Source organism: Oceanicola sp. D3 (assembly GCF_006351965.1).
Lineage (GTDB): Bacteria > Pseudomonadota > Alphaproteobacteria > Rhodobacterales > Rhodobacteraceae > Vannielia.
The window spans coordinates 3,104,595-3,128,477 of the sequence record NZ_CP040932.1 but is presented as its reverse complement, the minus strand read 5'-3'; the positions used below and the strand labels follow the sequence as shown (position 1 = coordinate 3,128,477).

The window sequence follows — 23,883 nt, the reverse complement described above, 5'->3', positions numbered from 1 at the left end:
GCCCGCCATGCCCGACAAGACTGGCCGCATCACCCTCTGGCAGGTCGAGGTCTTCCTCGCCACCGCCGAGGAGGGGGCCGTTTCGGCGGCGGCGCGGCGGCTTGGGGCCTCGGCCTCCGCCGTCTCGCAGCAGCTCACCTCGCTGGAGGCCGCCCTCGGCACACCGCTGATGGATCGCAGCGCCCGCCCCGTGGCCCTTACGCCCGCCGGGGAGGCGCTCAAGCGGCGGGCGCAGAATATCCTCAACGAGGCGGCGGCGGCGCGGGCCGAGATTGCCGGCGGCGACATGGCCGCGCTGACCTCGCTGCGCCTCGGCATGATCGAGGATTTCGACGCCGATGTGACCCCCCGCCTGCTCAGCTCCATGGCCGGCGAGCTGGCCGCCTGCCAGTTTCTGCTCGAAACCGGCGCCTCCCACCATCTCTTCACCCTGCTCGATACCCGCGCGCTCGATGTGATCGTAGCGGCTGATATCGGCGTGGCAGAGGAGTGGATGGAGGTGCACCCGCTGATGAGCGAGCCCTTCGTCGTGGCCGCCCCGCCCGGTGCAGTTGATGCGGGCGGAGACGTAGCCGCGCAGCTGCAAAAGCTCCCGCTTATCCAATACACCCAGCGCCACCTGATGGGCCGCACCATCGCCGACCATCTGGCCCGGCAAAACCTGCGCCTCACCCATCGTTTCGAGCTGGATAGCTACCACGCCATTCTGGCGCTGGTGGCCGATGGCGCGGGCTGGACAATTCTGACCCCGCTGGCGCTCAGCCGCGCCCACCGGTTTCAGCACAGCGCCGATATCCTGCCGCTGCCCTTCGCGCCGCTTGCCCGCACCATCTCTCTGAACGCCCGCGCAGGTGTGCTCTCTACCATGCCTGCGCGCATGGCCACCAAGCTGCGCCCGCTGATTGACGAGTTGGTGGTGCGCCCCTCGGTCGAGCGGCACTCATGGCTCGCGGGCGATCTGAAGCTGCTGTAACCCGCGCCACCGGCCCCGATGACCGCATTTGTCACCCGCGCGGGACTCCTCTGGCCCCGCCGATCCTGCTAGCCTGCCTCCATTGATCGAACGCATTCGCCCGGTTCGGGCACCACGAATTCCTCAGGAGGCCTTTATGGCAACGCTCAACGTTCACGGCCACGCCCATGGCAGCAAGTCCGAAACTTACACCGGCGGACGGGTCATCCACTACAAATCCTTCCCGCAAAACCACCACGCCCTGCCAAAGATCCGCAACGCGATGCGGATCATGGACGAACTGGCCCGGTTGCCCGCAACCGACCAGTGCAACCTGTACTTCAAGGGGCTCGCGCTGGGGCAGACGCTTACCCAGCTCTGGCTCCACGGCGGCATCTTCATCAACCATTCGCCAGATAATCCCAGCCCCTACACAGCCGATACCCATTCCAACAATGTCGACATCGCCTTTCATGAGGCGGCGCTGCTCACTAGCAATCACTGGGTTCTGGCCGCCACGCTCTGCCATGAGCTGGCGCATTGTGGCGGGGCACCCGCAGGCACCCATGACGCAGAACGCGCGGTGCATGAGTGCCGCTTTGGCCCGGATCACTACAACCCCGGCTTTCTTGGCTTCAACGAAAGCGCGCACCGACCGCGCAAGTTCGTGGTGGCCTGAGATCGGGCCTAACCGCCTTGGCCAGCCCCGCGTTGCGCCATCCCCAAAGCAAAAGCGCCACCCGCGAGGATGGCGCTTTTCAAACGGTCAGGGCCGGTTTCACTCCGCAGCAATCGTGCCCTTGGCCTGCTGTGCTGCGCCCACCAGCGCGGCAGAGATGTAATCCAGCTCGGCATCGGTCAGACGGGCTGGCAGGCGCACATCGCAGGCCCGCATCAGCATCGCCCGGGTTTGCGGCAGCTCCGGCAGATCGCCAAGGAATTGCCAGTTCCAGAAGGCGCGCGCGTTGTCTTCGCTCATCCCGAACACCTGCACCTTAACGCCCTGCGCTGCGGCGGTGGCGGTGAACTCGTCCACCTCGGCATCGCTCATGCCCATGAGGTTGAACTGGATCGAATCCGGCGCACGCAGCTCGCCCTCCAGCGGCGCGGGCACCTCCAGCCATGTGCTCATGTTCAGCGCCTCGGCCACCCGGTCATGCCCGGCGCGGCCATCGCGCACCCGGCGGGCCACTTCGGGCAGCTGCGGGCGGATGACGGCGGCGGAGAGGTTCTGCATCCGCATGTTGTAGAGCGGCAGGCGGTTTTGCCATGTGCGGTAATGCGCCTCCAGCCCCATGTTCTTCTTCCAGGCGTGCTCATAGGCGCCGCTCATGATCACCGCGCGCGCCACCAGCTCGGCGTCATCGGTGATCAGAATGCCACCTTCACCCGCGTTCACCAGCTTGTAGCTCTGGAACGAGAAACAGCCGATCTTGCCGATGGTGCCGATCTTGCGGCCCTTCCAAACGGTGCCCAGCGAGTGGGCGGCGTCTTCCACCACCGGAATACCGGCGGCATCGGCCAGCGCCATGATCGCATCCATGTCGGAGGTGTGGCCGCGCATGTGGCTGATGAGCACGGCATCGACGCCCGGCAGCTTGGCCGCGAAATCATCCATGTCGACGCGGTAGTTCATGCCCACTTCGCAAAGCACCGCCTCGCAATCGGCGTGGACCACGGCGGAGGGCACGGCGGCGAAGGTAAAGGCCGGGATCAGCACCTTGGCGCCACGTGGCAGGCCGAGGGCCTTCAGCGACAGGAAAAGCGCGGCAGAGCAGGAGGAAACGGCCAGCGCGTATTTTGCGCCCATCAGCTCGGCAAACTCACGCTCCAACAGGGCAACGGGCGCGTTTTCGGGCGCGGTGTAGCGAAACAGGTCGCCGCTTTGCAGCAGCCGGTCAATCTCGGCGCGGGCGGCCTCGGGGATCGGCTCGGCGTCATAGACGTTGGGGGCCACGGTCATGCTCTGCTCTCCTGTTTCAGCTTTCCTGAAATGCTCTTTCAGGAATTGTGTAGCTGAAAAGCGGCGACCGCCCAAGTGAATTTTCGATAACAGACTCGTGGGTGGGAAGATGTTCTGCCAGACGCCGGGCAGCGCTGTCCCGCGGGGTGGGACGGCGCTTCCCGGTGCCTCTCGCGGTGCGCATCGGGCAGGCATTGCGCCCTACCGTTGCAAATCACCCCAACCTTACAGCCTGAGCAATCTGCACATCACCGGCTCAAACCCCGAGCCGGTCGCGCATCGCATACCACATCATCGCCGCCGTGGTGATCGGGGTGCGCAGCAGCGGCCCGCCGGGGAAGGGCGGGGCAGGGAGCCTTGCCATCAGGTCGAAATCGCCCGCATCGCCGCCCACCGCGCGGGCCATGATCTGGCCCGCCTTGGTGGCCAGCGCTACCCCGTGCCCGGAGTAGCCCCCGGCGGCCATCACCCCCGGCGCAACCCGGATGAACAGCGGCACCCGCTTCACCGTGATCCCCAGCGTGCCGCCCCACCCGTGGGTGATCTTCACGCCACGCAATTGCGGAAACACCTGCTCCAGAGGCTTCCTCACCTTGGCGGCAATATCGGCCGGGAACCTGTAGCCATAGCTCTCGCCGCCGCCAAAGATCAGCCGCCCATCGCCCGAGAGCCGGAAATAGTTGATCACAAACTTGCTGTCCGCCACCGCCACGTTCTTCGGCATCACCTCCGCCGCCCGGTCGCCCAGCGGCTCGGTCGCTACCACGTAATTGTTGATCGGCATGACCCGCGCCTGAGCTTTCGGTGCCAACCCCTCCATGTAGCCGTTGCAGCCGAGGATCACCTGATCCGCCAGCACCCGGCCCCGGTCGGTCGCCACCAGCACCTTGCCGCCCTCCGGCGCAATCCGGTGCACCTCGCTCATCTCGTGCAAGTCGGCCCCCGCCGCCTCTGCGCCCCGCGCAAGGCCGAAGGCATAGGCCAGCGGGTGGATATGCCCGGCAGTCCAATCCACCACGCCGCCCTTGTAGGCCTCGCTGGCAACAAAGCCGCGCACGGTTGTGGCGTCGAGCACCTCCTGCGTTTCATGGCCATACTCGCGGCGCAGAAACGCGGCATAGCCCGCCGCCTCCTGCGCTTCACTCTCTTGCCAGAACGAGTGCAACACGCCGGGTTGCCAATCGGCCTCGGGCGCCAGCTCTTCCACCAGAGATCGCACCAGCGAAACCGCCTCCAGCCCGATCCGCCAATAGCCCTCTGCCGCCGCGCGCCCCAGCTTAGCCTCCAGCGCGTCCTGATGCATGTTGAGCCCCGGCGCAACCTGCCCGCCGTTGCGCCCCGAGGCACCCCAACCAACCCGTTGCGCCTCCACCAGCACCACCTTGGCCCCGGCCCGCGCCAGATGCAGCGCCGCCGACAGCCCGGTAAAGCCACCGCCCACCACGGCCACATCGGCCCGCACCTCGCCCTTGAGCATCGGGTATGGCCCGGGGGCCTCGGCACTGGCGGCATACCAGCTTGCGGCATGTTCACCGCGCTTTCCATTGGCGTAGAGCAACCTCATGGCAAGGCACTTTGGGCCGGGCCCAGCTCGATATAGCCAATCACCTCCGAGGGGAGCTGGTAGGGCGTGACCGTCGCCGCGCTGAGCAACCCGTCCCGCAGGTCTGACAGCGCATATGCGGCAGGTTCGATCGTCGCAGCCTCTTCCGCCGAAAATTGCTCTCGCAGCAGCGTGGTAATGTCTTCATCCGTCAGGTCCGATGGCCCGCCGATTTGCGAAAGGCGCGGCAGGAGCGCAGTAACCTTCGGCGCATCTTCGGCATCGAGCCAGATTTGAAAGCGCGGCTGCACCAGCCCGATCATCCCCAGGCTCAGCGGGTGTCCGTGATCATCAACCGGAGTCGCGCCCATGCCGGGTTTGCGCACCAATGGCATGGATGACTGGCTCTCGCCGCCGTAGGTGTAGCCAAACCGATACTGCAGGCCGGTCTCCTTCAACGCCGCCTCAACATCGGCCCGGGCCGCCTCAGCGGCAGCTGCCCGCTCGGCATCTGTGCCGCCTTCGCGCGGCAGGATGACGGTGGACGGCAGGCGCAGCCTGACGAAGCCGTCAAACCCGGCGGCGGCCTCGGGCAGGGCAACTGCGCCGGTCAGCAAAAGGTCTGGATCGGCGGCAATTTCGGCCTCGCGGGAGCGTATCCCCGCCGGGGTGGCGGTGATCCTCTCTGTCTGCCATGTGACGCTCCGCCCTGCGTCCGGCAGGCCAGCCAACTCCAGCCCCGCCGCGGGGGATGGCGCTCCGTCCTTGGCGCAAAAGAAGATGTAGCAGGAGTAGGCCGCAAGGGGCCGCCCGCCAGAATAGAGCGTGGCCACCTTGGCGCTGGTGCCATTGGTGGGCGGGCTCATGGCGAAGATCGACAGAAGGACCATGCCCAACTCACCATCGCGGTTGTCGGAGAACCGGGCGCGGGGGGCGGCGGCGGCCAGCACGGCGGGATCGGTGATGGCAATGTCATCGCCGCCGGTGGCGAAGCGGTGCAGCACAACGGCCGTGCCGGGCGCGGCGGGGTCGAAATCCTCATGCTGGAGAAAGTGGTGGGTCACCAGGCCTGAAGGGTCTTCGGCCTCCTCCGCCGCGCCCTTCACGGCGTCCTCCGTGGCATCGCTGGTGGCGCGCGCTCCGGTCAGAAAGCGCGGCGTGCCCAGCAAGGTCAGAGACACGAAGCCGAGCACGGCGATCACCGGCAGGGCAATGAGAACTGCGGCGCGCTTGCTCATACGTTCAGCAGCAGGTGCTCACGCTCCCATGGCGAGATCACCTGCATGAAACCCTTGTATTCCAACCGTTTGACCGCAAGGTACACCTCGGCAAAGGCCTCGCCCAGCACCTCTTTCAGCGCCGTGTCGGCATCAAACAGCTCCAGCGCCTCGCCCAGCGTGGTGGGCACCTCCGCCTCAGCCGTATAGGCTTCCGAGGTGGCTTCGGCGCGCGGCTCCATCTTTTCGCGCAGGCCCAGCAGGCCGCAGGCCAGCGAGGCGGCGATGCCGAGGTAGGGGTTGCAATCCATCCCCGGCAGCCGGTTCTCGATCCGCCGCGCCTCGGGGCCGCTGACCGGCACGCGCAGGCCCGTGGTGCGGTTGTCGCGGCCCCATTCGAGGTTGATCGGCGCCGAGTAGTCCGGCACGTAGCGCCGATAGCTGTTGACGTAGGGCGCGATCACCGCAATCGCGCTGGGCATGTAGCGCTGCAACCCGCTGATGAAGTGGCCGAACGCTTTGCTCTCCGAGCCATCCGCGTTGGAAAAGATATTCTCCCCCGTTTTCGCATTCACCACCGAATGGTGAATATGCATCGCGCTGCCCGGCTCGTTCTGGATCGGCTTGGCCATGAAGGTGGCGTAGCAGTCATGCCGGAAGGCGGCCTCGCGTATCATCCGCTTGAAATAGAAGATCTCATCGGCCAGCAGCACCGGGTCGCCGTGGCGCATGTTCATCTCGATCTGGCCCGCGCCGCCCTCCTGCAGGATGCCGTCGATCTCAAAGCCCATGGCCTCGGCAAAATCATAGATGTCGTCGATCACCGTGCCGTATTCGTCGATCGCGGCCATGCTGTAGGCCTGCCGCGCCGCCGCCCGCCGACCGGTGCGGCCCATCGGCGGCTCGATCTCATGGCCGGGGTCCACGTTGGGGGCCACGAGATAAAACTCCATCTCCGGCGCAACCACCGGCGTCAGCCCCATCTCCTCGTAGAGCGCCACCACCTTTTTCAGCACGTTGCGCGGCGCCACCGGCACCGGGTTGCCCTGCTGGTCGTTGATGTCGTGGATCACCTGCAGGGTAATGTCCGCCGTCCACGGCGCAGCGGTGGCGGTGGCGTAATCGGGGGTCAGCACCATGTCGGGCTCGGTGAAGGGCTGGTCCGTCAGATCGGCCCATTCGCCGGTGATGGTCTGCTGGAAGATCGAGTTCGGCAGGTAGAAGTGGCTCTGGCGGGCAAACTTGCTGGCCGGGGCCGCCTTGCCCCGTGCCACGCCTGCGAGGTCGCCCACGATGCACTCCACCTCATCCAGCCTGCGGCCTTCCAGATAGGCCTGCGCGGCCTCGGGGATCTGATCTCTGAAATCGCTCATTCCGAGCTCTCCTGCCAGCCGCGCTTCGCCTTGAAGAAATCCGCAATGTCATTGCCCAGCCGGGCGTTATCCACCGGCGCGTCCAGCGCCTTCTGCGCATAGGCCAGCCGCGCCTCGGGCACGGCGGCACCGCGCACGTTGATGAGCCCCTGCATCATCTCGCGGCCAAACTCGGGGTGCGCCTGCACGCTCAGCACCCGGTCGCCATACATCAGCGCCGCATGGTCGCAAAACTTATTGGCCGAAATCGTGCTGGCCTCCTTCGGCGGCTCGATCACCTGGTCCTGATGCCAGGCGTTCAGCGCCACAACCTCGTTGCCCCAGGTGTATTCCATCCGGCCCACGCCCCAGCCCTTGTCGCTCTTGGCGACCTTGCCCCCAAGCGCCTGCGCGATGATCTGGTGGCCAAAGCAGATGCCCACCATCGGCTTGGGCGCAAGGTAGATCGCCCGGATGATCTGCTCCAGCGGCTCGATCCACGGGTGATCCTCATAGACCCCGTAGCGCGAGCCGGTGATCAGCCAGCCATCAGCGGCGTCGATCGAATTGGGAAACTCCATGTCGCAAACCGCCCAATTGGCGAACTCAAAGTCATGCCCCGCCAGCAGCTTTTCGAACATGGCCGGGTAGTTGCCCACATGGGGCTGAAGCTCGGGCGGGCAGTGGCCGCATTGCAGGATACCGATGAGCATGGGGGCCTCCTTGTGGCTTGGGCTGACGGTATTCCTCGGCGCGGGAGGCCGCAAGCGGTGTCGGTGCCCGCTCATCCGCCCTTCGAGGCGTCTTCGCAGGTGCGAGGCGCGCGCCGAAGGCGCCAACGAGCTGGCCAGCCTATACCGTCTCCAAGCAAAGCAATACCAGATCGTCCCGCAGCATCCCCTCGCAACGGCGCAACTCCTGCCGCTTGGTCCGGGTGAAACAGTCAATCAGCCGGGGGTGGAAGATCTCCGCCACCTCCGGGCTTTCGTCAAAGGCATCAATCGCGCTTGCCCAGTCGGTCGGCAGCTCCGGCAACTCCTGCTCATAGGCATTGCCCTTGATCGGCTCGGGCGGCACCGCGCCCGCCTCCATGCCGTTCATCGCGGCCCCCAACACGGCGGCCAGATGCAAGAACGGGTTGGCATCGCCCCCCGCAACCCGGTGCTCGATCCGCCGCGCTTTGCCCGGCCCGGCAGGGATGCGAATGGCTGCCGTGCGGTTCTCATAGGCCCAGCTGGCCTGCACCGGCGCATGGGCCCCGGGCACGAGGCGCTCGTAGCTGTTGGCATGAGGCGCGAAGATCAGCATCGAAGAGGGCAGGGCGGTAAGGCACCCGGCCACCGCACTCCGCAGCAGGTCATTGCCCTGCTCGGAGCCATCGTCGAACACGTTGCGCCCCTCTTCATCCAGCACCGAAAAATGCACGTGCAGCCCGTTGCCGGTGTCATCCTCAAACGGTTTGGCCATGAAGCTCGCCGCCATGTCATGCCGCCGCGCCAGCCCCCGGGCGAGTTGCTTGAACGCCCATGCACTCTCGGCGGCCCGGCCTGCCTCTTCATGGGTGAGCGACAGTTCGAACTGCCCCACACCGGCCTCCGAAATCGCCGCCTCGGCCGGAATGCCCATGACCTCGCAGCCATCGTAAAGATCGGTGAAAAAGTCGTCGAAGGCATCCAGCCCGAGCAGCGAGTTTACATCCGCCCGCTTGATCCGCCGCCCGGTGCGCGGGCTGATCGGCGCGGAGAGCGTGCCATCCACATCGTCGATCAGGTGAAACTCCATCTCAAAGGCCGCCTCAACCCGCCAGCCCTTGGCCTCATACCGCTCCAGCACCCGGCTCAGCGCCCGCTGCGGGCAGCCCTCGAAAGGCTCGCCGCTCTGCATATGCATCCGCATCAGCCAGAGCGCCGAGGGCCTGTCGATCCACGGCAGGGCGAGCGGGCCGCGCGGGGAGGGGCGCAGCACACCGTCCCGGTCGCCGCTCTTGAACACCAACGGGCTGTCTTCAATGTCTTCGCCCCAGAGGTCGACGTTGAGCACGCTCAGCGGCAGCCGCGCCACCCCGCTCTCCAGCTTTTCGGCATAGCTCGCAGGCACCCGCTTGCCCCGCGCCTGACCGTTCAGGTCCACGGCGCCAAACCGTATCGTCTCGCTCATCGGATCAACTGCGGCCTCAGCTTGAACTTCGCCCTCCGCTCCTGCGGCAAATGCCGGTTAAGACGCCGCCCGATCACCGTATAGACCCCAATAATGCAGAGCGTCAGCAGGATGAAATAGAAGGCGAGGATCGGGTAGGGGATGAAGGGGTTGAAGGTTTTGTCAGCAAAATAGCTGGCATAATAGAGCGCGTCCCCCGCCTGCTGGCGCGCTGGGAAGCCGCTGAAAAACACCAGCGTCGTGGTGTGAAACAGAAAGATCGCCTCATTGGTGTAGGCCGGCCACCCCAGCCGCAGCATCGTGGGGAAGGTGATGCGCCGAAACCTGTGCCAGCCGCTCAGCCCATAGGCATCCGCCGCCTCGATATCGCCCTTCGGGATCGAGCGCAGCGCACCATAGAAGATCTCACCCGAATAGGCCGAGGTGTTCAGGAACAGCACGATCACCGCCCCCAGCCAGGCCGAGGTGAAGGCATCGAAGAAGGCATATTGGCTCTTCAGCGACAGGAAGGCGAAATAGGCAAAGAAGCACTGGATGAAGAAGGGCGTGCCCCGGAACAGCAGGATGAACCACTCGGCAGGCTTGCGCAGCCACGGGTTGGCCGAGGCCTTGCCAAGCGCCACCACGATGGCAAGGAAAAACCCCGAACACAGCGCCATGATCCCGAAGTAGACGTTCCAGAACAGCCCCGAGCCGATCAGCACGAAATGCTGGCAAAGCGTGAAGTCAGAGCGCGGCAACAGCCGTTCCCCGTAGCCCAGCGAGCGGAAGGCGTAGTCGGCGATGGTTTCTGCGCAACTCATACCCGGGGCCTCCGCAAGAGGCACCGCGTGCGCGAAAGCGGTCGCGCAGCGACTGCGTGCGGCACCCATTTGAAGTTTGAGCGCCCCGTCATGCGTTTGCCTTCCTCTGCGCTTCCCCGGCGGCCGTGGCTTGCCCGCGCGACAGCCGCGCATTCAGCCGCCGCAGCACGATTTCCGACACCCGGGTAAAACACAGGTAAAACACCAGCAGCGCGAGGAAGTACCACATCCGCCAGTCGCCATGCGGGTAATCCGAAAACCGCGCCGTCTTGGTCCCGCCAAGCTCGCGTGCCCAGTAAACGATATCTTCGATCCCGAGCAAAAACAGCAGCGGCGTGGCCTTGATCAGCACCATCCACGTGTTGGAGAGGCCCGGCAACGCAAACACCCACATCTGCGGCACCATCACCCGCCAAAAGGCTTGGCGACGGGTCATGCCATAGGCCTCAGCCGTTTCCATCTGCGCACGCGGCACCGCCTTCATCGCCCCGAAAATCACGTTGGCGGCAAAAGCGCCGAAGACGATGGCAAAGGTGAGCACCGCGAGCAGAAAGCCATAGGTTTCATGCTGCCACTCGGGCGAGGTGCCCAGCGGCAGCTTGGCGGCGGGGCAAACCAGAAAGTCGCTCCCCTGCCGGATCGGCTCATCCCAATCGGGGCATTTGACCTTGTGGCGCATCCACTCGAAGCCCTGATCGAGCGCGATGACGAAAAACAGGAAGAAAGCCACATCGGGCACGCCCCGGACCACCGAGATATAGCCCTTGCCGATCCAGCGCAGTGGCGCGATCAGCGACCGGGCCGCCATGGCCCCCAGAAAGCCCATCAGCAGGGCAGAGGGCGCGGCCAGCGCGAGCAGCAGCAGCACCTTGCCGAAGGCCCAATAGAACGAGAAATGCACCCCCGTGGTGAGGTAGCAGCTCAGCCAGGTAAGTCCGGCGAGGCTTTCGGGATCGGTGCAAAATTCAAACATCAAGAAAGCCCTGAAAGGCGGGCCCCGCGAAGGAGGCCCGCCAATGGGTCAGATCATTCGTAGGTCTTGGCGTCTTCGCCAAACCACTTGGTGATCATGGTGTTCAGCGTGCCGTCTTCCTTCATCGAGGCAATGGCCGCATCGAGCTTTTCCTTCAGCTCGGTGTCGCTCTCGCGCAGGCCCACGCCAACGCCACCGCCCAGCGGCACGTCATCGCCCACGAACATCAGCTCGGCGTTCTCCTCGACCAGCGGCACGAGGTAGTCCTTGTCGGCAAAAACAGCATCGGCCTCACCGTTGCGCACGGCCGCCACGGTCTCTTCCGGCGTGGCAAACTCCAGCAGCGTGGCGCCGCCCTCGGCAATATGGGCCGCCTGAATGGTGGCGGTCTGCGCGGCAATCACGCCGCCCTCAAGGTCCACATCCTCGGACGCGGCGGCAAAGGCGCTGTCGCTCGGCGGGGTGTAGTTTTGCGTGAAGTCGATCACCTCATCACGCTCATCAGTGATGCTCATGCCGGCCATGATGATGTCGTAGTTGCCGGACACGAGGTTGGGGATGATGCTGTCCCAGTCGTTCTTGACCCATTCACAGGTCAGTTCGGCGCGCACGCAAAGCTCGTCGCCCAGCTCCTTTTCGAAGCCGTCGATCTCGCCCGCATCATTGATGAAGTTGAACGGCGCATAGGCCCCCTCGGTGCCGATCCGCACCGTCATGGCGTGGCTTTCGGCAAAGGCCGCACCAGCCGTAAGGGCCATGGCTGTGCCCAGCGTCAGGATGGATTTCAACATGGTGTTTCTCCCGTTGGTCTTTGTTTTGCTTTCTTTCATTCCGTGCCGTCTCCGGCGAGGAACCACTTGTCGGCCATCGCGGCGATGCTGCCATCGGCTAGCATCTCTTCAATGGCAGAATCGAATGTCTGGCGCAGCGCCACGTCTTCCTTGCGGAAGGCGGCGGCGGTATCGCCCGAGGGGATGCCGAAGACATCGGCAATTTCCACCTGGCCACCGCCGTTGCGCGCCACGCCCTCAAGGAAGGCTTGCGGCCCCAACACCTCGTCGACCCGGTTGGCAAACAGCGCCTCCACCGCAGCCACCAGCGTCGGGTAGGCCGTCACACGGTAGCCCATCGCGCGCGCCCAGTCTTCATGGATGGTCGCGCCCTGCACGGCCACATGAGGCGCGTCCGAGGTGGAGCCGCCGCTGCGCACCAAAACCGCAGATGCCGCGTTGCTTCCGCCCTCGTAGCCTGTCGAAAACGCCACCATCTGCGCCCGCTCGGTCGTGACGGCCATCCCGGCCATGACGACATCGTATTTCCCGGCCACGAGGTTGGGCAGGATGGATTCCCAGTCGTTCACGACCCACTCGCAGTCCAGCCGGGCGCGGCGGCAAATCTCGTTGCCGAGCTCAATGTCAAAACCGCGCAAGTCGCCCGCCCGGTCTCGGAAGGTATAGGGCGGAAAGGCCCCCTCGGTGCCAATGCGCACATCCTGCGCTGCCGCCGTCTCACCCGCGCCCAGCCCGGTCGCCAGCGCCAGCGCCACTGGCAGCGCCCATGCCACCCGCCGCATCATCAGGCCATCTCGCCGGAATGCGAAAGAAACTGCCGTAGCCTTTCCGATTTGGGCGCCCCAAACAGCTCACCCGGCGCGCCTTCCTCCTCGACCAAGCCCTTGTGCAGAAACAGCACATGGTCGCTCACGTCGCGGGCCATGCGCATATCATGGGTGACAAGGATCATCGTGCGGCCCTCTTCGGCCAGCGCCTTGATCACCTTCACCACCTCCTGCTCCAACTCCGGGTCCAGCGCGCTGGTCGGCTCGTCAAACAGCAGCGCCTCCGGCTCCATCGCCAGCGCACGGGCAATCGCGGCCCGCTGCTGCTGCCCGCCCGAAAGCTGGGCCGGGTAGACATCGGCCTTGTCGCCAATGCCAACCTTTGCCAGATAGCCCCGCGCGGCGGCCTCCACCTCTGCCTTGTCGCGCTTCAGCACCGTCACCGGCGCCTCCATCACGTTTTGCAGAATGGTCATGTGGGCCCAGAGGTTGAACTGCTGAAACACCATGCTGAGGTTGGTGCGAATGCGCAGCACCTGCTTGGCATCGGCAGGCCGCCGGCCTTGGCCCTCGCCCTTCCACCGCACCGCCTCGCCAGAAAACAGGATCTCGCCCTGCTGGCTGTCTTCCAGCAGGTTGGCGCAGCGCAGCAGGGTGGATTTGCCCGAGCCCGACGAGCCGATGAGCGAAACCACCTCGCCCTTGCGGGCACACATGCCAACGCCCTTGAGCACTTCAAGGCTGCCATAGGCCTTGTGCAGGCCTCTGATCTCGATAACGGGGTGCGGGTTGGACACGCTGTCTGGCACGGGGCCTCATATTGCCGGTTGCAAGCCCGGAGTAGGGCGCAGAATTTCTGCGATTGCAAGTTGGAAGGGCCTTGGTTTCCGCAGCGTTCGCTCGCTCAGGCGGCAGGTGCCTGCGGAATAGGCATGTCGAGATAAACCTTCGCCCCAAGCCGTACCGCCCCTTGCAACCCAAGGGTTTCGCGCGCTGGCGGGTCGAGAAGTTGCACCGCTTCCTCCACCGCCCCGGCGATTTCAGTGGCGTTTTGCCCCGGTGCGCAGATCAGCGGCAGCCCCGGCGTCGGCGCGGTGCGAAACCGCTCTTCGAGGGAGGCGGCGACCGGCTCCCAGCGCCCCAGCATCGCCCATGTCTGCGCGTCAATGCAGGCCCAGTCGGCCCGGCCTTGAGCGACAGCACGAGCCGAGTCGATATGCGCCCCGGTCGAAAGTACCCCGCTCGCCTGTGCCCGCCCGGCCTCGATCACCTCCCGTGCTGCGGCCCAGCCCGATTGCGAGTTGCGCGAGTTGTAGGCCAACACGCCCTCGGGCACGCCGCCGGGGCGGGTGACGACAACAGAGTTGTAGTAGCCCGCCGGGCAGCCGGGCAGGGCGTGGTCAAGCGTGATGACATAGTCCACCTTGCCCCTGAGCCGCCCCCGGTAGGGCAGTGAGCAGGACTGGCCGAGGATCAAATCGGGCGATTCCCACAGGCTCCACAGGCTCTCGGGGGCCTCCAGCGCCTCTGGCAGATCATCGGCCAGCGCGGCCCCCCGGGCGATGATGCCATCGCGGATGATACCCCAAAACAGGTTGAGCGCGGGCTCGGTCTCGGCCCGCAGATACATCGGCAATCCGGCGCGGAGCATTCTAGCGCCCGTCCTCCACGGATTTGCGGGCAAGGTTACTGTCGCGGTCGTTCACGCCGAGCAGGTTGGCGATGAGCCGCATCAGCGCATCTTCTTCCTTGTCGCGCCGCCCGTCGGCGAGCACCACGCGCCAGATATCCTTGATCACGCCGCGCCGCGCCTCATAGGCCACGGCATCCTTGATCGCGCGGGTAAAGCGCACCGTGTCGGCGGCCCCGGCCTCCAACTCTTCGGCCTGGCGCACCATCTCGGCGGCCTCAAAGGGCGAGCCGCCGATCCAGCGTTGGGTGATGCCCCGGATCATGGCCTTCTCGCTGTCGGCATAATCGCCATCGGCGCGGGCCACCCGCACCAATAGGGCCGGAAAGGCCACCTGCGGGTTTACATCGCTCGGGGTAGTGTCGGTTTCGCCGGTGAGGCGCCTGATGAAATCTCCAAACATGGGGTCAGATATAGCCGCCCGGGCGCGCCCTGCAAGCAGCACCTCGCGGCGGGCTCATCCAAGGGCACGCCCCTGTCTTCGCCCGCTCGTGGGCCGGGTCGCGCCGACAGCACCTGCGAGGACGCCTCGAAGGGCGGACGAGCAGGCCCCTCAGGGCAGGTAACGCGCCTCCAGCGCCGCCGCATCGGCCTCGGCCACCCCCAGCGCCCCGGACGCAAAGCCAATCATCTCGGCCTCTTCAGGCTTCTCCTCGCCGTCGGCCATCACCACCTGCCACAGCGCATCAAGCACCTCGACGCGCTCGTTGTAGCTGACGGCATCGCGGATGAGCCCGGTAAACACTTCGGTCTCCGGCGCCTGATGCTCCAGCTTCTCCGCCGTCGCCCGCAGCTTGGCCGCCTCCACCGGGTTCAGCCCGAAGCGGGCGGCAAGAAACCTGTCAATCAACCCGATCTCGCTGGCCTGATAGGCATGGTCGCTCTTGGCCATCCGCACCAGCAGCGCCGCCAGCGCCAGCCGTGCATCCAGCTCCGGCAAAACCTCGCCATTGGCCTTCGCCGTGCCGGTCAACCGTTGCAGAAATTCCGTGAACATCATCGCACTCCCTTTGCGGATTGATCCAATTGCGCGATATCTACGCGATGGGCGTTCATAGGCAGGCGGAACCCGGCAGAGCTGAGAATTTGCGGCGCTTCGAACCTGATCTCATCAACCCCGATGCCCACCGGCCCGAAGTTTTCAATCGTGATCGCCCGTATCTGTCTGCTCATGTCTTCGGTCACATACACGCGGTATTGCGGGCCTCTGGCCTCGTTGGGGGCCGGAAGTTCGTGACCATCGGAATCGAAGAACCGGACGAAACAAAATGGCTCAGGATTGTTTCGCTCGACCAAAGTGTCGATGAGGATTCCTATCGCTCTCTGCGGGTTCGTAAAGCGAATTGCTATTTGGCCGTACCCGGCCTGAAGCGTGTGACTGCTCGGAAATGCGCCGTCGTGGATGTGGCTAGAAAGAAGGATTCTCTTTTGCTCACCCGTCCCAACTTCAACGAGGTTAAGGTAGGAAATACTTTTGACCTTGCCGATTTCTAATGGCGTTGCAGGCAGACCCCAGATTGCGCCGAACGCCTGCCGTCCTGCCTTTCTCTTGATCGGCACCTGGCCGGCTAGGTAGGTGCCGGCACGCAACCCAAGGAAGGGAAGATCGTTGGATCGGTACATTGTGCCCGGAAACACGGACGCGGATGTACCTTCAAAATCGACTAGTCCGTTCAGAAGCGGTTCGATTTCGTCAGGGGCGCCGATGCGTACGCTCTGCGCGACAGCTGAGCAGGCCAGCGAAAGAAGTATCAGTGCAGAGGCAAGGCCGTGGCGGATCATACCAACCGCGAATTCTCCACCGCCGCCCGCACGAAGTCCGCAAACAGCGGGTGCGGGGCGAAGGGCTTGCTCTTCAGCTCGGGGTGAAACTGCACCCCGATAAACCACGGGTGGTCCTTCACCTCCACGATCTCGGGCAGGCGGCCATCCGGGCTCATCCCGGCAAAGGCCAGCCCGCTCTCCTCAAGCTGCTCCTTATAGGCAATGTCCACCTCGTAGCGGTGGCGGTGGCGCTCGTCGATCGCGGTCTTGCCGTAAATCTCGGCCACCTTGCTGCCGCTCTTCAGCACCGCGTCATAGGCCCCCAGCCGCATCGTGCCGCCCTTGGCGTCGGTCTTCTTGCGCTTCACCTTCTCGTTGCCCTGCACCCACTCCTTGAGGTGGTAGACAACCGGCTCAAAGCGCTTCTTCCCGGCCTCGTGGTCGAACTCTTCGCTCCCGGCCTTCTCCAGCCCGGCAAGGTTGCGCGCCGCCTCGATCACGGCCATCTGCATGCCGAGGCAAATGCCGAGGTAGGGCACCTTGCGCTCCCGGGCGAACTGCGCCGCCTTGATCTTGCCTTCCGTGCCGCGCTCGCCAAAGCCGCCGGGCACGAGGATCGCGTGGAACCCCTCCAGATGCGGCGCGGCATCCTCGCGGTCAAACAGCTCGGCATCGACCCATTCGATCTTCACCTTCACCCGGTTTGCCATGCCACCGTGCGTCAGCGCCTCGGCGATGGATTTATAGGCATCTTCCAACTGGGTGTATTTGCCGACGATGGCCACCTTCACCTCGCCGTCGGTCTTGTGGATGCGGTCATAGACATCCTCCCAACGGGTCAGGTTGGGGCGCGGGGCAGGGGAGATCTGGAAGGCATCCAGCACCGCCTGATCCAGCCCCTCGCGGTGATAGGCCAGCGGTGCCTCGTAGATGCTCTTTAGGTCGGGCGCGGCGATCACCGATTCCGGGCGCACGTTGCAGAACAGCGCCAGCTTCTCGCGCTCCTTCTGCGGAATGGCCCCCTCGCCACGGCAGACAAGGATATCGGGCGCGAGGCCGATGGAGCGGAGCTCCTTCACCGAGTGCTGCGTTGGCTTGGTTTTCAGCTCGCCGCTGGCCTTGATGAAGGGCAGCAGGGTGAGGTGCATGAAAATGCACTGGCCGCGCGGCTTGTCCTGCGCAAACTGGCGAATGGCTTCAAAGAACGGCAAGCCCTCGATGTCCCCCACCGTGCCGCCAATCTCGCAAAGCATGAAATCCACCTCATCCTCGCCGATGGAGATGAAATCCTTGATCTCGTTGGTGACGTGCGGAATGACCTGAATGGTCTTGCCGAGGTAGTCGCCCCGGCGCTCCTTCTCCAGCACGTTCGAGTAGATCCGCCCGGAGCTGACCGAGTCCGTCTGCCGTGCCGCAACCCCTGTGAAGCGCTCATAATGGCCAAGGTCGAGGTCGGTCTCGGCACCATCGTCGGTTACAAAAACTTCGCCATGTTCAAACGGGCTCATCGTGCCCGGATCGACGTTCAGGTAAGGGTCCAGCTTGCGCAGCCGCACCGAGTAGCCCCGCGCCTGGAGCAGCGCGCCCATGGCCGCCGAGGCGAGGCCCTTGCCGAGCGAAGAGACCACACCGCCGGTGATGAAAATAAATCGTGCCATGTGGTGTGGGGCTCCCGTGTATTCGCCTTGAAATGCGCTGCGGCGTGGCCTCAAACCACGCTGCATCACGGGATTTGAGGTATAGAAGATTCGCGGACCAAAGTCCACACGCGCCGCAACATGATGTTGAGCTTTGTCGGGTTGCCCCAACGTCTTGTGGGTTGATGGTTAGGGCGCTGGTTCCACCCCTTGAGGTGGGCGCCATTACAGCCCCTTTGGCCGGGGCGGGCCACCTCAGTCGGCGGCTTGGGGCACCAGCGGCGCGTCGCCATCCGCAGAGGGCGGCAGCAGGTCTTCGCCTGCGGGCAGCGCGCCCTCATCGGCTGGGGCGTCTTGCGTGCCGGTGTCGGTGACGCGGTCCACAACCGAGGAAGACCCCGCATCGGCCGCAGCCAGCACGGTGAGCGCAATGGAGGTGCAGATGAAGCCGATGGCAAAGATCCACGTCAGCTTGGCCATGGCCGTGGCCGCCGCGCGTCCGGTCATCACACCGCCGCCGCCACCGCCGCCACCCATCGAGCCCATGCCGCCCTCGGAGCGCTGAAGCAGCACCACGCCGATCAGGCAAAGTGCCAGAATCAGGTGGACGATGAGGATGACATTTTCCATGAAGCTTTCCCGCGTGGTTCGGCGGGGTATCTAATCCGTCCGGCCCCACGCCGCAACCCCTCGCCGCCCCTGCTTGCCTGCGCCGCCCATGCCTTTTTTCTCCCCCGCGCGTTCCCTGCGCGTCATGCCCTTGCCACCGCCGCAGGGCAGGGCGGTGCAACCGAGGTGACGCAGGCCGCCCCTGCGCGCTTGAAGCGCTGCCCGGAGCCGCGCTGGCGCTCAGGGTGGTCACGCGGATCGCCCGCGCCAGCCGCATATTCAAGGCCCCGCGCGGGCTGCGGCATATTTGAGGTTTCGCCGCCCCGCCCGCCCCGATATACGGGCGCGGGCTTCCCATGCAGGAGATTAATCATGGCAAACGTTGTCGTCGTCGGCGCCCAATGGGGTGACGAAGGAAAAGGCAAGATCGTCGACTGGCTCTCGGAGCGGGCCGATGTGATCTGCCGCTTCCAAGGCGGGCACAACGCGGGCCATACGCTGGTGATCGACGGTGAGGTGTTCAAGCTGCACGCGCTGCCTTCGGGCGTGGTGCGCAAGGGCAAGCTCTCGGTTATCGGCAACGGCGTGGTGCTCGATCCGTGGCACCTGCTGAAAGAGATTGGCACCATCCGCGACCAAGGCGTCGAGATCACCCCCGAAACCCTGATGATCGCCGAGAACACGCCGCTCATCCTGCCCTTCCACGGCGAACTCGACCGCGCCCGCGAAGAGGCGGCGAGCAAGGGCACCAAGATCGGCACCACCGGCCGCGGCATCGGCCCGGCCTATGAGGATAAAGTGGGCCGCCGGGTGATCCGCGTGGCCGACCTTGCCGACGCCGCGACGCTGGAGGCCCGGGTGGACCGGGCGCTTCAGCACCACAACCCGCTCCGTAAAGGGCTGGGCGTGGAGGAGATCGACCGCGAGGCGCTGCTGGACCAACTCAAAGAGATTGCGCCGGGCATCCTCGAATACGCCGCCCCCGTCTGGAAGGTGCTCTCCGAGAAGCGCAAGGCGGGCAAGCGCATCCTCTTCGAAGGCGCACAGGGCGCGCTGCTGGATATCGACTTCGGCACCTACCCCTTCGTCACCTCCTCCAACGTGATCGCCGGACAGGCGGCCACCGGCGTGGGGATGGGGCCCGGCGCGGTGGATTACGTGCTGGGCATCGTGAAGGCTTACACCACCCGCGTGGGTGAGGGGCCCTTCCCGACCGAGCTGCACGATGATGACGGCCAGCGGTTGGGCGAGCGCGGCCACGAGTTTGGCACCACAACCGGGCGCAAGCGCCGCTGCGGCTGGTTCGATGCCGCCCTGGTGCGCCAGACCTGCGCGATCTCGGGCATCAACGGCATCTGCCTGACCAAGCTCGACGTGCTCGACGGCTTCGACACGCTGAAAATCTGCGTGGGCTATGAGCTTGACGGCAAGACGCTCGATTACCTGCCCACCGCCGCAGACGAGCAGGCCCGCTGCACGCCGGTCTACGAAGAAATCCCCGGCTGGTCCGAAAGCACCGAAGGCGCGCGCTCGTGGAACGACCTGCCCGCCGGCGCGATCAAATACGTCAAGCGGGTGGAAGAGCTGATCGGCTGCCCGGTGGCTCTGCTCTCCACCTCGCCGGAGCGCGAAGATACCATCCTCGTCACCGACCCCTTCGCGGATTGAGGAGGGCAGGGCGCATGGCACTCAGCTACAAGGCACGGCGGCGTTGGTCTCTGGTGATCCTGCTGATCGGGCTGCCGGCCTACATTGCCTTTGCATGGTGGCTGACAAGCCTGCTGCCCGACCTGCCGGTGCTGGTCGAGCTGCTGGTTTTCGTGGTGCTCGGCGTGGCCTGGACGATCCCGGTGCGCAAGGTCTTCTACGGTGTCGGCAAGGACGACCCCGACGCCTGAACCAAGGCACGCCGCACCCGGCGCAGGGCTGCTGTTTGATCGCGCGCCCTCACGGGCGCATTCCATCTAGTGTCGGTCGCCCGGCAGCGCCGTCGCGCGCCAAATCCAACCACCGCACATGAAAAGGCGGGGCGTGCCAGATTGGCCGCCCCGCCCAAACTCATAACCCGACGTTGCGCGGGCTGAAGCCTCAGAGCATCGCTCGGCGCTGCTCCTGCGTATAGCGAGAGGTTTGAGAAAGCGTGAACTGGCCGCGGCTCAGCTTCCGGATCTTGCCCTGGCGGAGAAGCTGGCCAAAGCTGCGCAGGCTGTCCTCGCGGGTAAAGCTCTCCACTTTGCCCAGTTCGGCCACCTGCTGCATGATCTGCGGGTGCGAGAAGTGGCCGCTGCCCTGCACGTAGGAGGTATAGGCCGCCGCGCATTCCAGCAGGTCTTCCAGGCCCTTGGCCCCCATCTTCTCGGAGAACTCCTCGAAGTTGGCGCAATCGGCGAAGATGCCGCTTGCTTCAGCGTCGGTCTTCACCATCTCGCCGGTGCTCTCGGGCTGTTCGGCAACGGCATCGAGTGTGCGCTCGGTCACGCGGCGCGGGCGAACAGGGGTGACGCGGCTAGCAGCCGCCTCTGCCTCTGCCTTGCCGGCCTCGTCGCTGCGCTGCTCGGTGACCAGCATCAGCGGCGTGGTCGCGCGCGGGCGGCGGGTTTCGGCCTTGCGCAGCACCGGGCGGCGCGGACGGGCCGGGGTGGCCGGTGCCGGTTCGGCGCTGTCCTTGGCCTCGGTATCCGCAGCCTCCGGGGCAGATGCCTCTTCCACGGGGGCCTCGGCCTGCGCTTCAGCTTGCGCCGAAGGCGTCGCCTCAGCCGTCACCTCAACCTCGGTTTCCACCGGTTTGGGGCCTGCGGCCTCTTCGGCCTCCGGGGGCGTGGCGTCGCTTTGCGTCGGCGCATCCTGCTCGCGCAGCGGGCGCACCACCGAAGCGAGGTCGTCCCGATAGACGCGGGCGTCGTCGTCACCCTCGTTCAGACGGTCGCCCTCGGCCTTGGTCGCGGCCACTGCGGCCTTGAGATGCGCGATAGCCGACCGGCGACGCTCCATTTCGGGGCCGCGCAGCTTGCCTTCGGTTTCGCTCATCAGGCGGTCCATGCGGGCGTCGGCCTGCTCGGTCTCGACAATGCGGTCGCGGCGGAACCGGGCAGCCTCATAGCGCGCTTCGCTTTTGGCTTCGGCAGCCATCTGGGCCACAAGGCTTTCAACGCCCGTGTCCGTCTGGTCTGCTTCCGGCTCGCTGGCCTCGGCCTCCGTCGGCGCGTCTGCCTCGGCAGCCTCCGGCGCGTCCTCGGCGGTCTCGGCTTCGAGCGCCTCGGGTGCGTCTTCGGTCTCCGCAGGCTCGGCAGTTTCCGCAGCTTCCTCCGCCTCGGCCACCTCAGCAGCCTCAACCGGCACCTCCGGCTCTTCGAGGTCGATCACCTGCGAAGCCAGCTCTTCCAGCGCCTCGGGGGCCATCTCGTCGCCCTCGTACGCCTCATCGGCCTCCGCAACGGGCTCGGCGTCTACCGTCACCTCCTCGGCAGGGGCCTCGGCCTCTTCCTCGGGCGCAGCGTCTTGCATTTCCGGCTCGGCAGCCTCGCCGCTTAGCTCCTGCTCAACGGCAGCGAGCTCGGCCAGAAGGTCGGCTTCGGCTTCCGGGGTCAGGCTGCTTTCGCCTTCAATCGCGGGCGCGGTTTCGGCGGGGGTGGCTTCAGCCGTCTCTTCGGCCTCTTCCTCAGCCGGTGCGTCACGGCGCAGGCCGATGGCAGCCAGGGCGGAGGCCATGGCCGACCGCTTGACCTTGATCACCCGCGTGCGGCGCGGCGCGGCGGCCTCGGCGCTCTCTTCCGGGCTCTCGGGCTGCGCGTCAGCCTCGGCGCTTTCTTCGCCGGATTGGGCCTCGGCCTCCTCCGTCGTTTTCAGCGCACCAAAGCCATAGTCTTCTTCCGAGAGCGCACCGATGACATCGGCCATATCGACCTCGCCATCTTCAGTCGCACCCTCAGCAGGCGCGGCCTCTTCGGCAGGTGCCTCCTCTGCAGCCTCTGCATCTTCGGCCACGGCCTCCTTGGTGGACGCCTCCGCCTCGGCATCAAAGCCTGCAAGCAAATCGTCAAAGTCACCGGTGGCCGCTTCGGCCTGAGCGGGGGCTTCCTCAGCCGCAGCCTCAGCCACGTCCTCGGCAGGGGCTTCTTCAGCCGCAGCCTCAGCCACGTCCTCCGCAGGCGCTTCCTCAGCAGCCACCTCAGCCACGTCCTCGGCGGGAGCTTCCTCAGCCGCCACCTCAGCTACGTCTTCGGCAGGCGCTTCCTCAGCTACGTCTTCAGCAGGCGCTTCTTCAGTCGTAGCCTCAGCCACGTCCTCGGCAGGTGCTTCTTCAGCCGCAACCTCAGCCACGTCCTCGGCAGGGGCTTCTTCAGTCGTAGCCTCAGCCACGTCCTCGGCAGGAGCTTCCTCAGTCGCAGCCTCAGCTACGTCTTCAGCAGGAGCTTCTTCAGCCGCAGCCTCAGCCACGACTTCGGCAGGGGCTTCTTCAGCCGCAACCTCAGCCACGTCCTCAGCAGGCGCTTCCTCAGTCGCAGCCTCAGCCACGTCTTCGGCAGGAGCTTCCTCAGTAACAGCCTCAGCCACGTCCTCGGCAGGTGCTTCTTCAGCCGCAACCTCAGCCACGTCCTCGGCAGGGGCTTCCTCAGCCGCGGCCTCAGCCACGTCCTCGGCAGGGGCTTCCTCAGCCGCAGCCTCAGCTACGTCTTCAGCAGGAGCTTCCTCAACCGCAGCCTCAGCCATGTCCTCAGCGGGGGCTGACTCAGCCTCAGCAACCTCTTCGCTATCCGCAAGCGATGCCAGAACGGCCTCGGTGGTCTTGTCGGCCTCGGGTGCAGTCTCTTCGGCAACTTCTGCAGTCTCTTCCTGCAGGTCGCCAGCGTCTTCAACCGGGGCGGCCAGCGGGGCGGTGGGGAACTCTTCTGCCATGCCCTTGGCAAGATCCTCGCTCACCGGCGCATCTTCCGACAGGAAGGCCTGGGGCACATCCTCTTCAAAGCTCTCCGGCTGCAAGGCCTCGCTCACGGCGGGGGCGCTGTTCACCACGGCGCGGATGCGCGCCAGCTTGGCGGCCACGCTGTCAGGTGCGGCGGCAGCAGCAGGGGCCGGCAGATCAGCATAGGGATCGTCCGCATCCAGCACCGAAAGCGGCTCAACCTCAACCTCCGGCGTGGGCTTGGCCTTGGCCTTTCCCTTCGCCTTGGATTTGGAGCGCGACTTGCCCTTGCCCTTGGACTTGCCCTTTGCCTTCGGGGCCTCGGCCACCTCCGGCTCGGCGTGTTCGTCTTCGGCAGAAGCCTCGATGTCGGTACTAGGCTCGACAACACCCGAAGGAGCAGCCTCCTCGGCGTCAGCCTCACCGGCCTCCGCCTGTTCGTCGGCAGCAACCCGGTCGGCGGGGGCTTCAACGGCAGCGACAGCGGCCCCGGCGCCTTCGGCCGCGCGCAGCAGGATGCCCGTATCCGAAACCTGCGCCTCGACCCGGCGGGAAATCTCCTTTTCGGCGATCCGCTGAAGCATGTCAGCGTCCGGCGTGGGCGGCTCTGCGCCAAAATACCTGTCGTCGGCGGCAAGGTCGCGGAAATACTCCGCAATTGCCTTCATCGTGCCGAAAGAGTCATCAAACCCTTCCAGCGTGCACGAAAAGGTGCCGTAGGACACCGTCAGAATCTTGCTCGATCCGATCATCTGTGTGCTC

At 65.5% G+C, this 23,883-nt stretch carries 23 protein-coding genes; 4 read left to right on the top strand and 19 right to left on the bottom strand.

Annotated features, from left to right (window positions below):
- The first annotated feature begins 7 nt into the window (after positions 1 to 7).
- Both FHY55_RS15665 and FHY55_RS15660 read left to right on the top strand, forming a co-directional pair.
- Positions 8 to 973: a LysR family transcriptional regulator gene (locus tag FHY55_RS15665; RefSeq protein WP_140015080.1), complete on the top strand. Its 966-nt coding sequence runs from the start codon at positions 8 to 10 to the stop codon at positions 971 to 973.
- A 136-nt stretch (positions 974 to 1,109) separates the two neighbouring features.
- The gene (locus FHY55_RS15660) at positions 1,110 to 1,631 is read left to right on the top strand and encodes a hypothetical protein (RefSeq protein WP_140015079.1); all 522 of its coding nucleotides are present in this window, start codon (positions 1,110 to 1,112) and stop codon (positions 1,629 to 1,631) included.
- Positions 1,632 to 1,730: 99 nt separating this feature from the next.
- Here the strand turns inward: FHY55_RS15660 and FHY55_RS15655 are convergent, their stop codons facing one another.
- The 18 genes from FHY55_RS15655 to FHY55_RS20570 all read right to left on the bottom strand — a co-directional run bounded on the left by FHY55_RS15655 (position 1,731) and on the right by FHY55_RS20570 (position 18,523).
- Positions 1,731 to 2,915 carry a DegT/DnrJ/EryC1/StrS aminotransferase family protein gene (locus tag FHY55_RS15655; RefSeq protein WP_140015078.1) on the bottom strand — a complete coding sequence of 395 codons (1,185 nt, stop codon included), beginning with the start codon at positions 2,913 to 2,915 and terminating at the stop codon, positions 1,731 to 1,733.
- A gap of 256 nt (positions 2,916 to 3,171) precedes the next feature.
- Positions 3,172 to 4,479 carry an FAD-binding oxidoreductase gene (locus FHY55_RS15650; RefSeq protein ID WP_140015077.1) on the bottom strand — a complete coding sequence of 436 codons (1,308 nt, stop codon included), beginning with the start codon at positions 4,477 to 4,479 and terminating at the stop codon, positions 3,172 to 3,174.
- On the bottom strand, positions 4,476 to 5,696 hold the full coding sequence (locus FHY55_RS15645; RefSeq protein ID WP_140015076.1) for a hypothetical protein: 1,221 nt from the start codon (positions 5,694 to 5,696) through the stop codon (positions 4,476 to 4,478). Before FHY55_RS15645 ends, FHY55_RS15650 begins: the two co-directional genes overlap by 4 nt.
- Entirely contained in the window at positions 5,693 to 7,048 is a 1,356-nt protein-coding gene (locus FHY55_RS15640; RefSeq protein WP_140015075.1) for a glutamine synthetase family protein, read from the bottom strand. Before FHY55_RS15640 ends, FHY55_RS15645 begins: the two co-directional genes overlap by 4 nt.
- On the bottom strand, positions 7,045 to 7,740 hold the full coding sequence (locus FHY55_RS15635; protein ID WP_140015074.1) for a type 1 glutamine amidotransferase: 696 nt from the start codon (positions 7,738 to 7,740) through the stop codon (positions 7,045 to 7,047). Before FHY55_RS15635 ends, FHY55_RS15640 begins: the two co-directional genes overlap by 4 nt.
- Positions 7,741 to 7,879: 139 nt before the next feature.
- Positions 7,880 to 9,184 (bottom strand): glutamine synthetase family protein, encoded by a 1,305-nt coding sequence (locus tag FHY55_RS15630; protein ID WP_140015073.1) that lies wholly within the window; start codon positions 9,182 to 9,184, stop codon positions 7,880 to 7,882.
- On the bottom strand, positions 9,181 to 9,987 hold the full coding sequence (locus FHY55_RS15625) for an ABC transporter permease (RefSeq protein WP_140015072.1): 807 nt from the start codon (positions 9,985 to 9,987) through the stop codon (positions 9,181 to 9,183). Before FHY55_RS15625 ends, FHY55_RS15630 begins: the two co-directional genes overlap by 4 nt.
- A gap of 88 nt (positions 9,988 to 10,075) precedes the next feature.
- A complete protein-coding gene (locus FHY55_RS15620; protein WP_140015071.1) occupies positions 10,076 to 10,960 on the bottom strand; it encodes an ABC transporter permease in 885 nt (294 codons plus the stop codon).
- A gap of 53 nt (positions 10,961 to 11,013) precedes the next feature.
- Positions 11,014 to 11,751, bottom strand: coding sequence for a transporter substrate-binding domain-containing protein (locus FHY55_RS15615; protein WP_168223026.1), 738 nt, complete (start codon positions 11,749 to 11,751; stop codon positions 11,014 to 11,016).
- 35 nt (positions 11,752 to 11,786) lie between these two features.
- Positions 11,787 to 12,536, bottom strand: coding sequence for a transporter substrate-binding domain-containing protein (locus tag FHY55_RS15610; RefSeq protein ID WP_140015070.1), 750 nt, complete (start codon positions 12,534 to 12,536; stop codon positions 11,787 to 11,789).
- The gene (locus FHY55_RS15605) at positions 12,536 to 13,315 is read right to left on the bottom strand and encodes an ABC transporter ATP-binding protein (RefSeq protein ID WP_140015069.1); all 780 of its coding nucleotides are present in this window, start codon (positions 13,313 to 13,315) and stop codon (positions 12,536 to 12,538) included. The genes FHY55_RS15610 and FHY55_RS15605 overlap by 1 nt, the downstream gene beginning before the upstream one ends.
- Positions 13,316 to 13,422: 107 nt before the next feature.
- Entirely contained in the window at positions 13,423 to 14,169 is a 747-nt protein-coding gene (locus FHY55_RS15600) for a hypothetical protein (protein WP_140015068.1), read from the bottom strand.
- Position 14,170: 1 nt separating this feature from the next.
- Positions 14,171 to 14,611, bottom strand: a complete 441-nt coding sequence (locus FHY55_RS15595) for a TerB family tellurite resistance protein (protein WP_140015067.1) — start codon at positions 14,609 to 14,611, stop codon at positions 14,171 to 14,173.
- Between the two features lie 150 nt (positions 14,612 to 14,761).
- The gene (locus tag FHY55_RS15590) at positions 14,762 to 15,205 is read right to left on the bottom strand and encodes a TerB family tellurite resistance protein (RefSeq protein WP_140015066.1); all 444 of its coding nucleotides are present in this window, start codon (positions 15,203 to 15,205) and stop codon (positions 14,762 to 14,764) included.
- Positions 15,205 to 15,990 (bottom strand): hypothetical protein, encoded by a 786-nt coding sequence (locus tag FHY55_RS15585; RefSeq protein WP_140015065.1) that lies wholly within the window; start codon positions 15,988 to 15,990, stop codon positions 15,205 to 15,207. The genes FHY55_RS15590 and FHY55_RS15585 overlap by 1 nt, the downstream gene beginning before the upstream one ends.
- Positions 15,987 to 17,630, bottom strand: a complete 1,644-nt coding sequence (locus FHY55_RS15580) for a CTP synthase (protein WP_140015064.1) — start codon at positions 17,628 to 17,630, stop codon at positions 15,987 to 15,989. The genes FHY55_RS15585 and FHY55_RS15580 overlap by 4 nt, the downstream gene beginning before the upstream one ends.
- 234 nt (positions 17,631 to 17,864) lie before the next feature.
- A complete protein-coding gene (gene secG, locus FHY55_RS15575) occupies positions 17,865 to 18,239 on the bottom strand; it encodes a preprotein translocase subunit SecG (protein WP_140015063.1) in 375 nt (124 codons plus the stop codon).
- A 122-nt stretch (positions 18,240 to 18,361) separates the two neighbouring features.
- On the bottom strand, positions 18,362 to 18,523 hold the full coding sequence (locus FHY55_RS20570) for a hypothetical protein (protein WP_168223025.1): 162 nt from the start codon (positions 18,521 to 18,523) through the stop codon (positions 18,362 to 18,364).
- Between the two features lie 67 nt (positions 18,524 to 18,590).
- On the opposite strand from FHY55_RS20570, the gene FHY55_RS15570 reads away from it, so the two are divergent.
- Both FHY55_RS15570 and FHY55_RS15565 read left to right on the top strand, forming a co-directional pair.
- Positions 18,591 to 19,886: an adenylosuccinate synthase gene (locus tag FHY55_RS15570; RefSeq protein ID WP_140015062.1), complete on the top strand. Its 1,296-nt coding sequence runs from the start codon at positions 18,591 to 18,593 to the stop codon at positions 19,884 to 19,886.
- 14 nt (positions 19,887 to 19,900) lie between these two features.
- A complete protein-coding gene (locus FHY55_RS15565; protein ID WP_140015061.1) occupies positions 19,901 to 20,116 on the top strand; it encodes a DUF2842 domain-containing protein in 216 nt (71 codons plus the stop codon).
- Positions 20,117 to 20,306: 190 nt separating this feature from the next.
- On the opposite strand, the gene FHY55_RS15560 is transcribed toward FHY55_RS15565, so the two are convergent.
- Positions 20,307 to 23,873, bottom strand: coding sequence for a hypothetical protein (locus FHY55_RS15560; protein ID WP_140015060.1), 3,567 nt, complete (start codon positions 23,871 to 23,873; stop codon positions 20,307 to 20,309).
- Between the last annotated feature and the right edge of the window lie 10 nt (positions 23,874 to 23,883).

Coding starts and splice junctions, on each gene's coding strand:
- FHY55_RS15625 (WP_140015072.1), bottom strand. CDS start 9,987: ATGAGTTGCGCAGAAACCATCGCCGACTACGCCTTCCGCTCGCTGGGC.
- FHY55_RS15650 (WP_140015077.1), bottom strand. CDS start 4,479: ATGAGGTTGCTCTACGCCAATGGAAAGCGCGGTGAACATGCCGCAAGC.
- FHY55_RS20570 (WP_168223025.1), bottom strand. CDS start 18,523: ATGCCGCAGCCCGCGCGGGGCCTTGAATATGCGGCTGGCGCGGGCGAT.
- FHY55_RS15590 (WP_140015066.1), bottom strand. CDS start 15,205: ATGTTCACGGAATTTCTGCAACGGTTGACCGGCACGGCGAAGGCCAAT.
- FHY55_RS15595 (WP_140015067.1), bottom strand. CDS start 14,611: ATGTTTGGAGATTTCATCAGGCGCCTCACCGGCGAAACCGACACTACC.
- secG (WP_140015063.1), bottom strand. CDS start 18,239: ATGGAAAATGTCATCCTCATCGTCCACCTGATTCTGGCACTTTGCCTG.
- FHY55_RS15570 (WP_140015062.1), top strand. CDS start 18,591: ATGGCAAACGTTGTCGTCGTCGGCGCCCAATGGGGTGACGAAGGAAAA.
- FHY55_RS15660 (WP_140015079.1), top strand. CDS start 1,110: ATGGCAACGCTCAACGTTCACGGCCACGCCCATGGCAGCAAGTCCGAA.
- FHY55_RS15665 (WP_140015080.1), top strand. CDS start 8: ATGCCCGACAAGACTGGCCGCATCACCCTCTGGCAGGTCGAGGTCTTC.
- FHY55_RS15565 (WP_140015061.1), top strand. CDS start 19,901: ATGGCACTCAGCTACAAGGCACGGCGGCGTTGGTCTCTGGTGATCCTG.
- FHY55_RS15585 (WP_140015065.1), bottom strand. CDS start 15,990: ATGATCCGCCACGGCCTTGCCTCTGCACTGATACTTCTTTCGCTGGCC.
- FHY55_RS15620 (WP_140015071.1), bottom strand. CDS start 10,960: ATGTTTGAATTTTGCACCGATCCCGAAAGCCTCGCCGGACTTACCTGG.
- FHY55_RS15580 (WP_140015064.1), bottom strand. CDS start 17,630: ATGGCACGATTTATTTTCATCACCGGCGGTGTGGTCTCTTCGCTCGGC.
- FHY55_RS15600 (WP_140015068.1), bottom strand. CDS start 14,169: ATGCTCCGCGCCGGATTGCCGATGTATCTGCGGGCCGAGACCGAGCCC.
- FHY55_RS15635 (WP_140015074.1), bottom strand. CDS start 7,740: ATGCTCATCGGTATCCTGCAATGCGGCCACTGCCCGCCCGAGCTTCAG.
- FHY55_RS15615 (WP_168223026.1), bottom strand. CDS start 11,751: ATGTTGAAATCCATCCTGACGCTGGGCACAGCCATGGCCCTTACGGCT.
- FHY55_RS15640 (WP_140015075.1), bottom strand. CDS start 7,048: ATGAGCGATTTCAGAGATCAGATCCCCGAGGCCGCGCAGGCCTATCTG.
- FHY55_RS15655 (WP_140015078.1), bottom strand. CDS start 2,915: ATGACCGTGGCCCCCAACGTCTATGACGCCGAGCCGATCCCCGAGGCC.
- FHY55_RS15630 (WP_140015073.1), bottom strand. CDS start 9,184: ATGAGCGAGACGATACGGTTTGGCGCCGTGGACCTGAACGGTCAGGCG.
- FHY55_RS15610 (WP_140015070.1), bottom strand. CDS start 12,536: ATGATGCGGCGGGTGGCATGGGCGCTGCCAGTGGCGCTGGCGCTGGCG.
- FHY55_RS15645 (WP_140015076.1), bottom strand. CDS start 5,696: ATGAGCAAGCGCGCCGCAGTTCTCATTGCCCTGCCGGTGATCGCCGTG.
- FHY55_RS15560 (WP_140015060.1), bottom strand. CDS start 23,873: ATGATCGGATCGAGCAAGATTCTGACGGTGTCCTACGGCACCTTTTCG.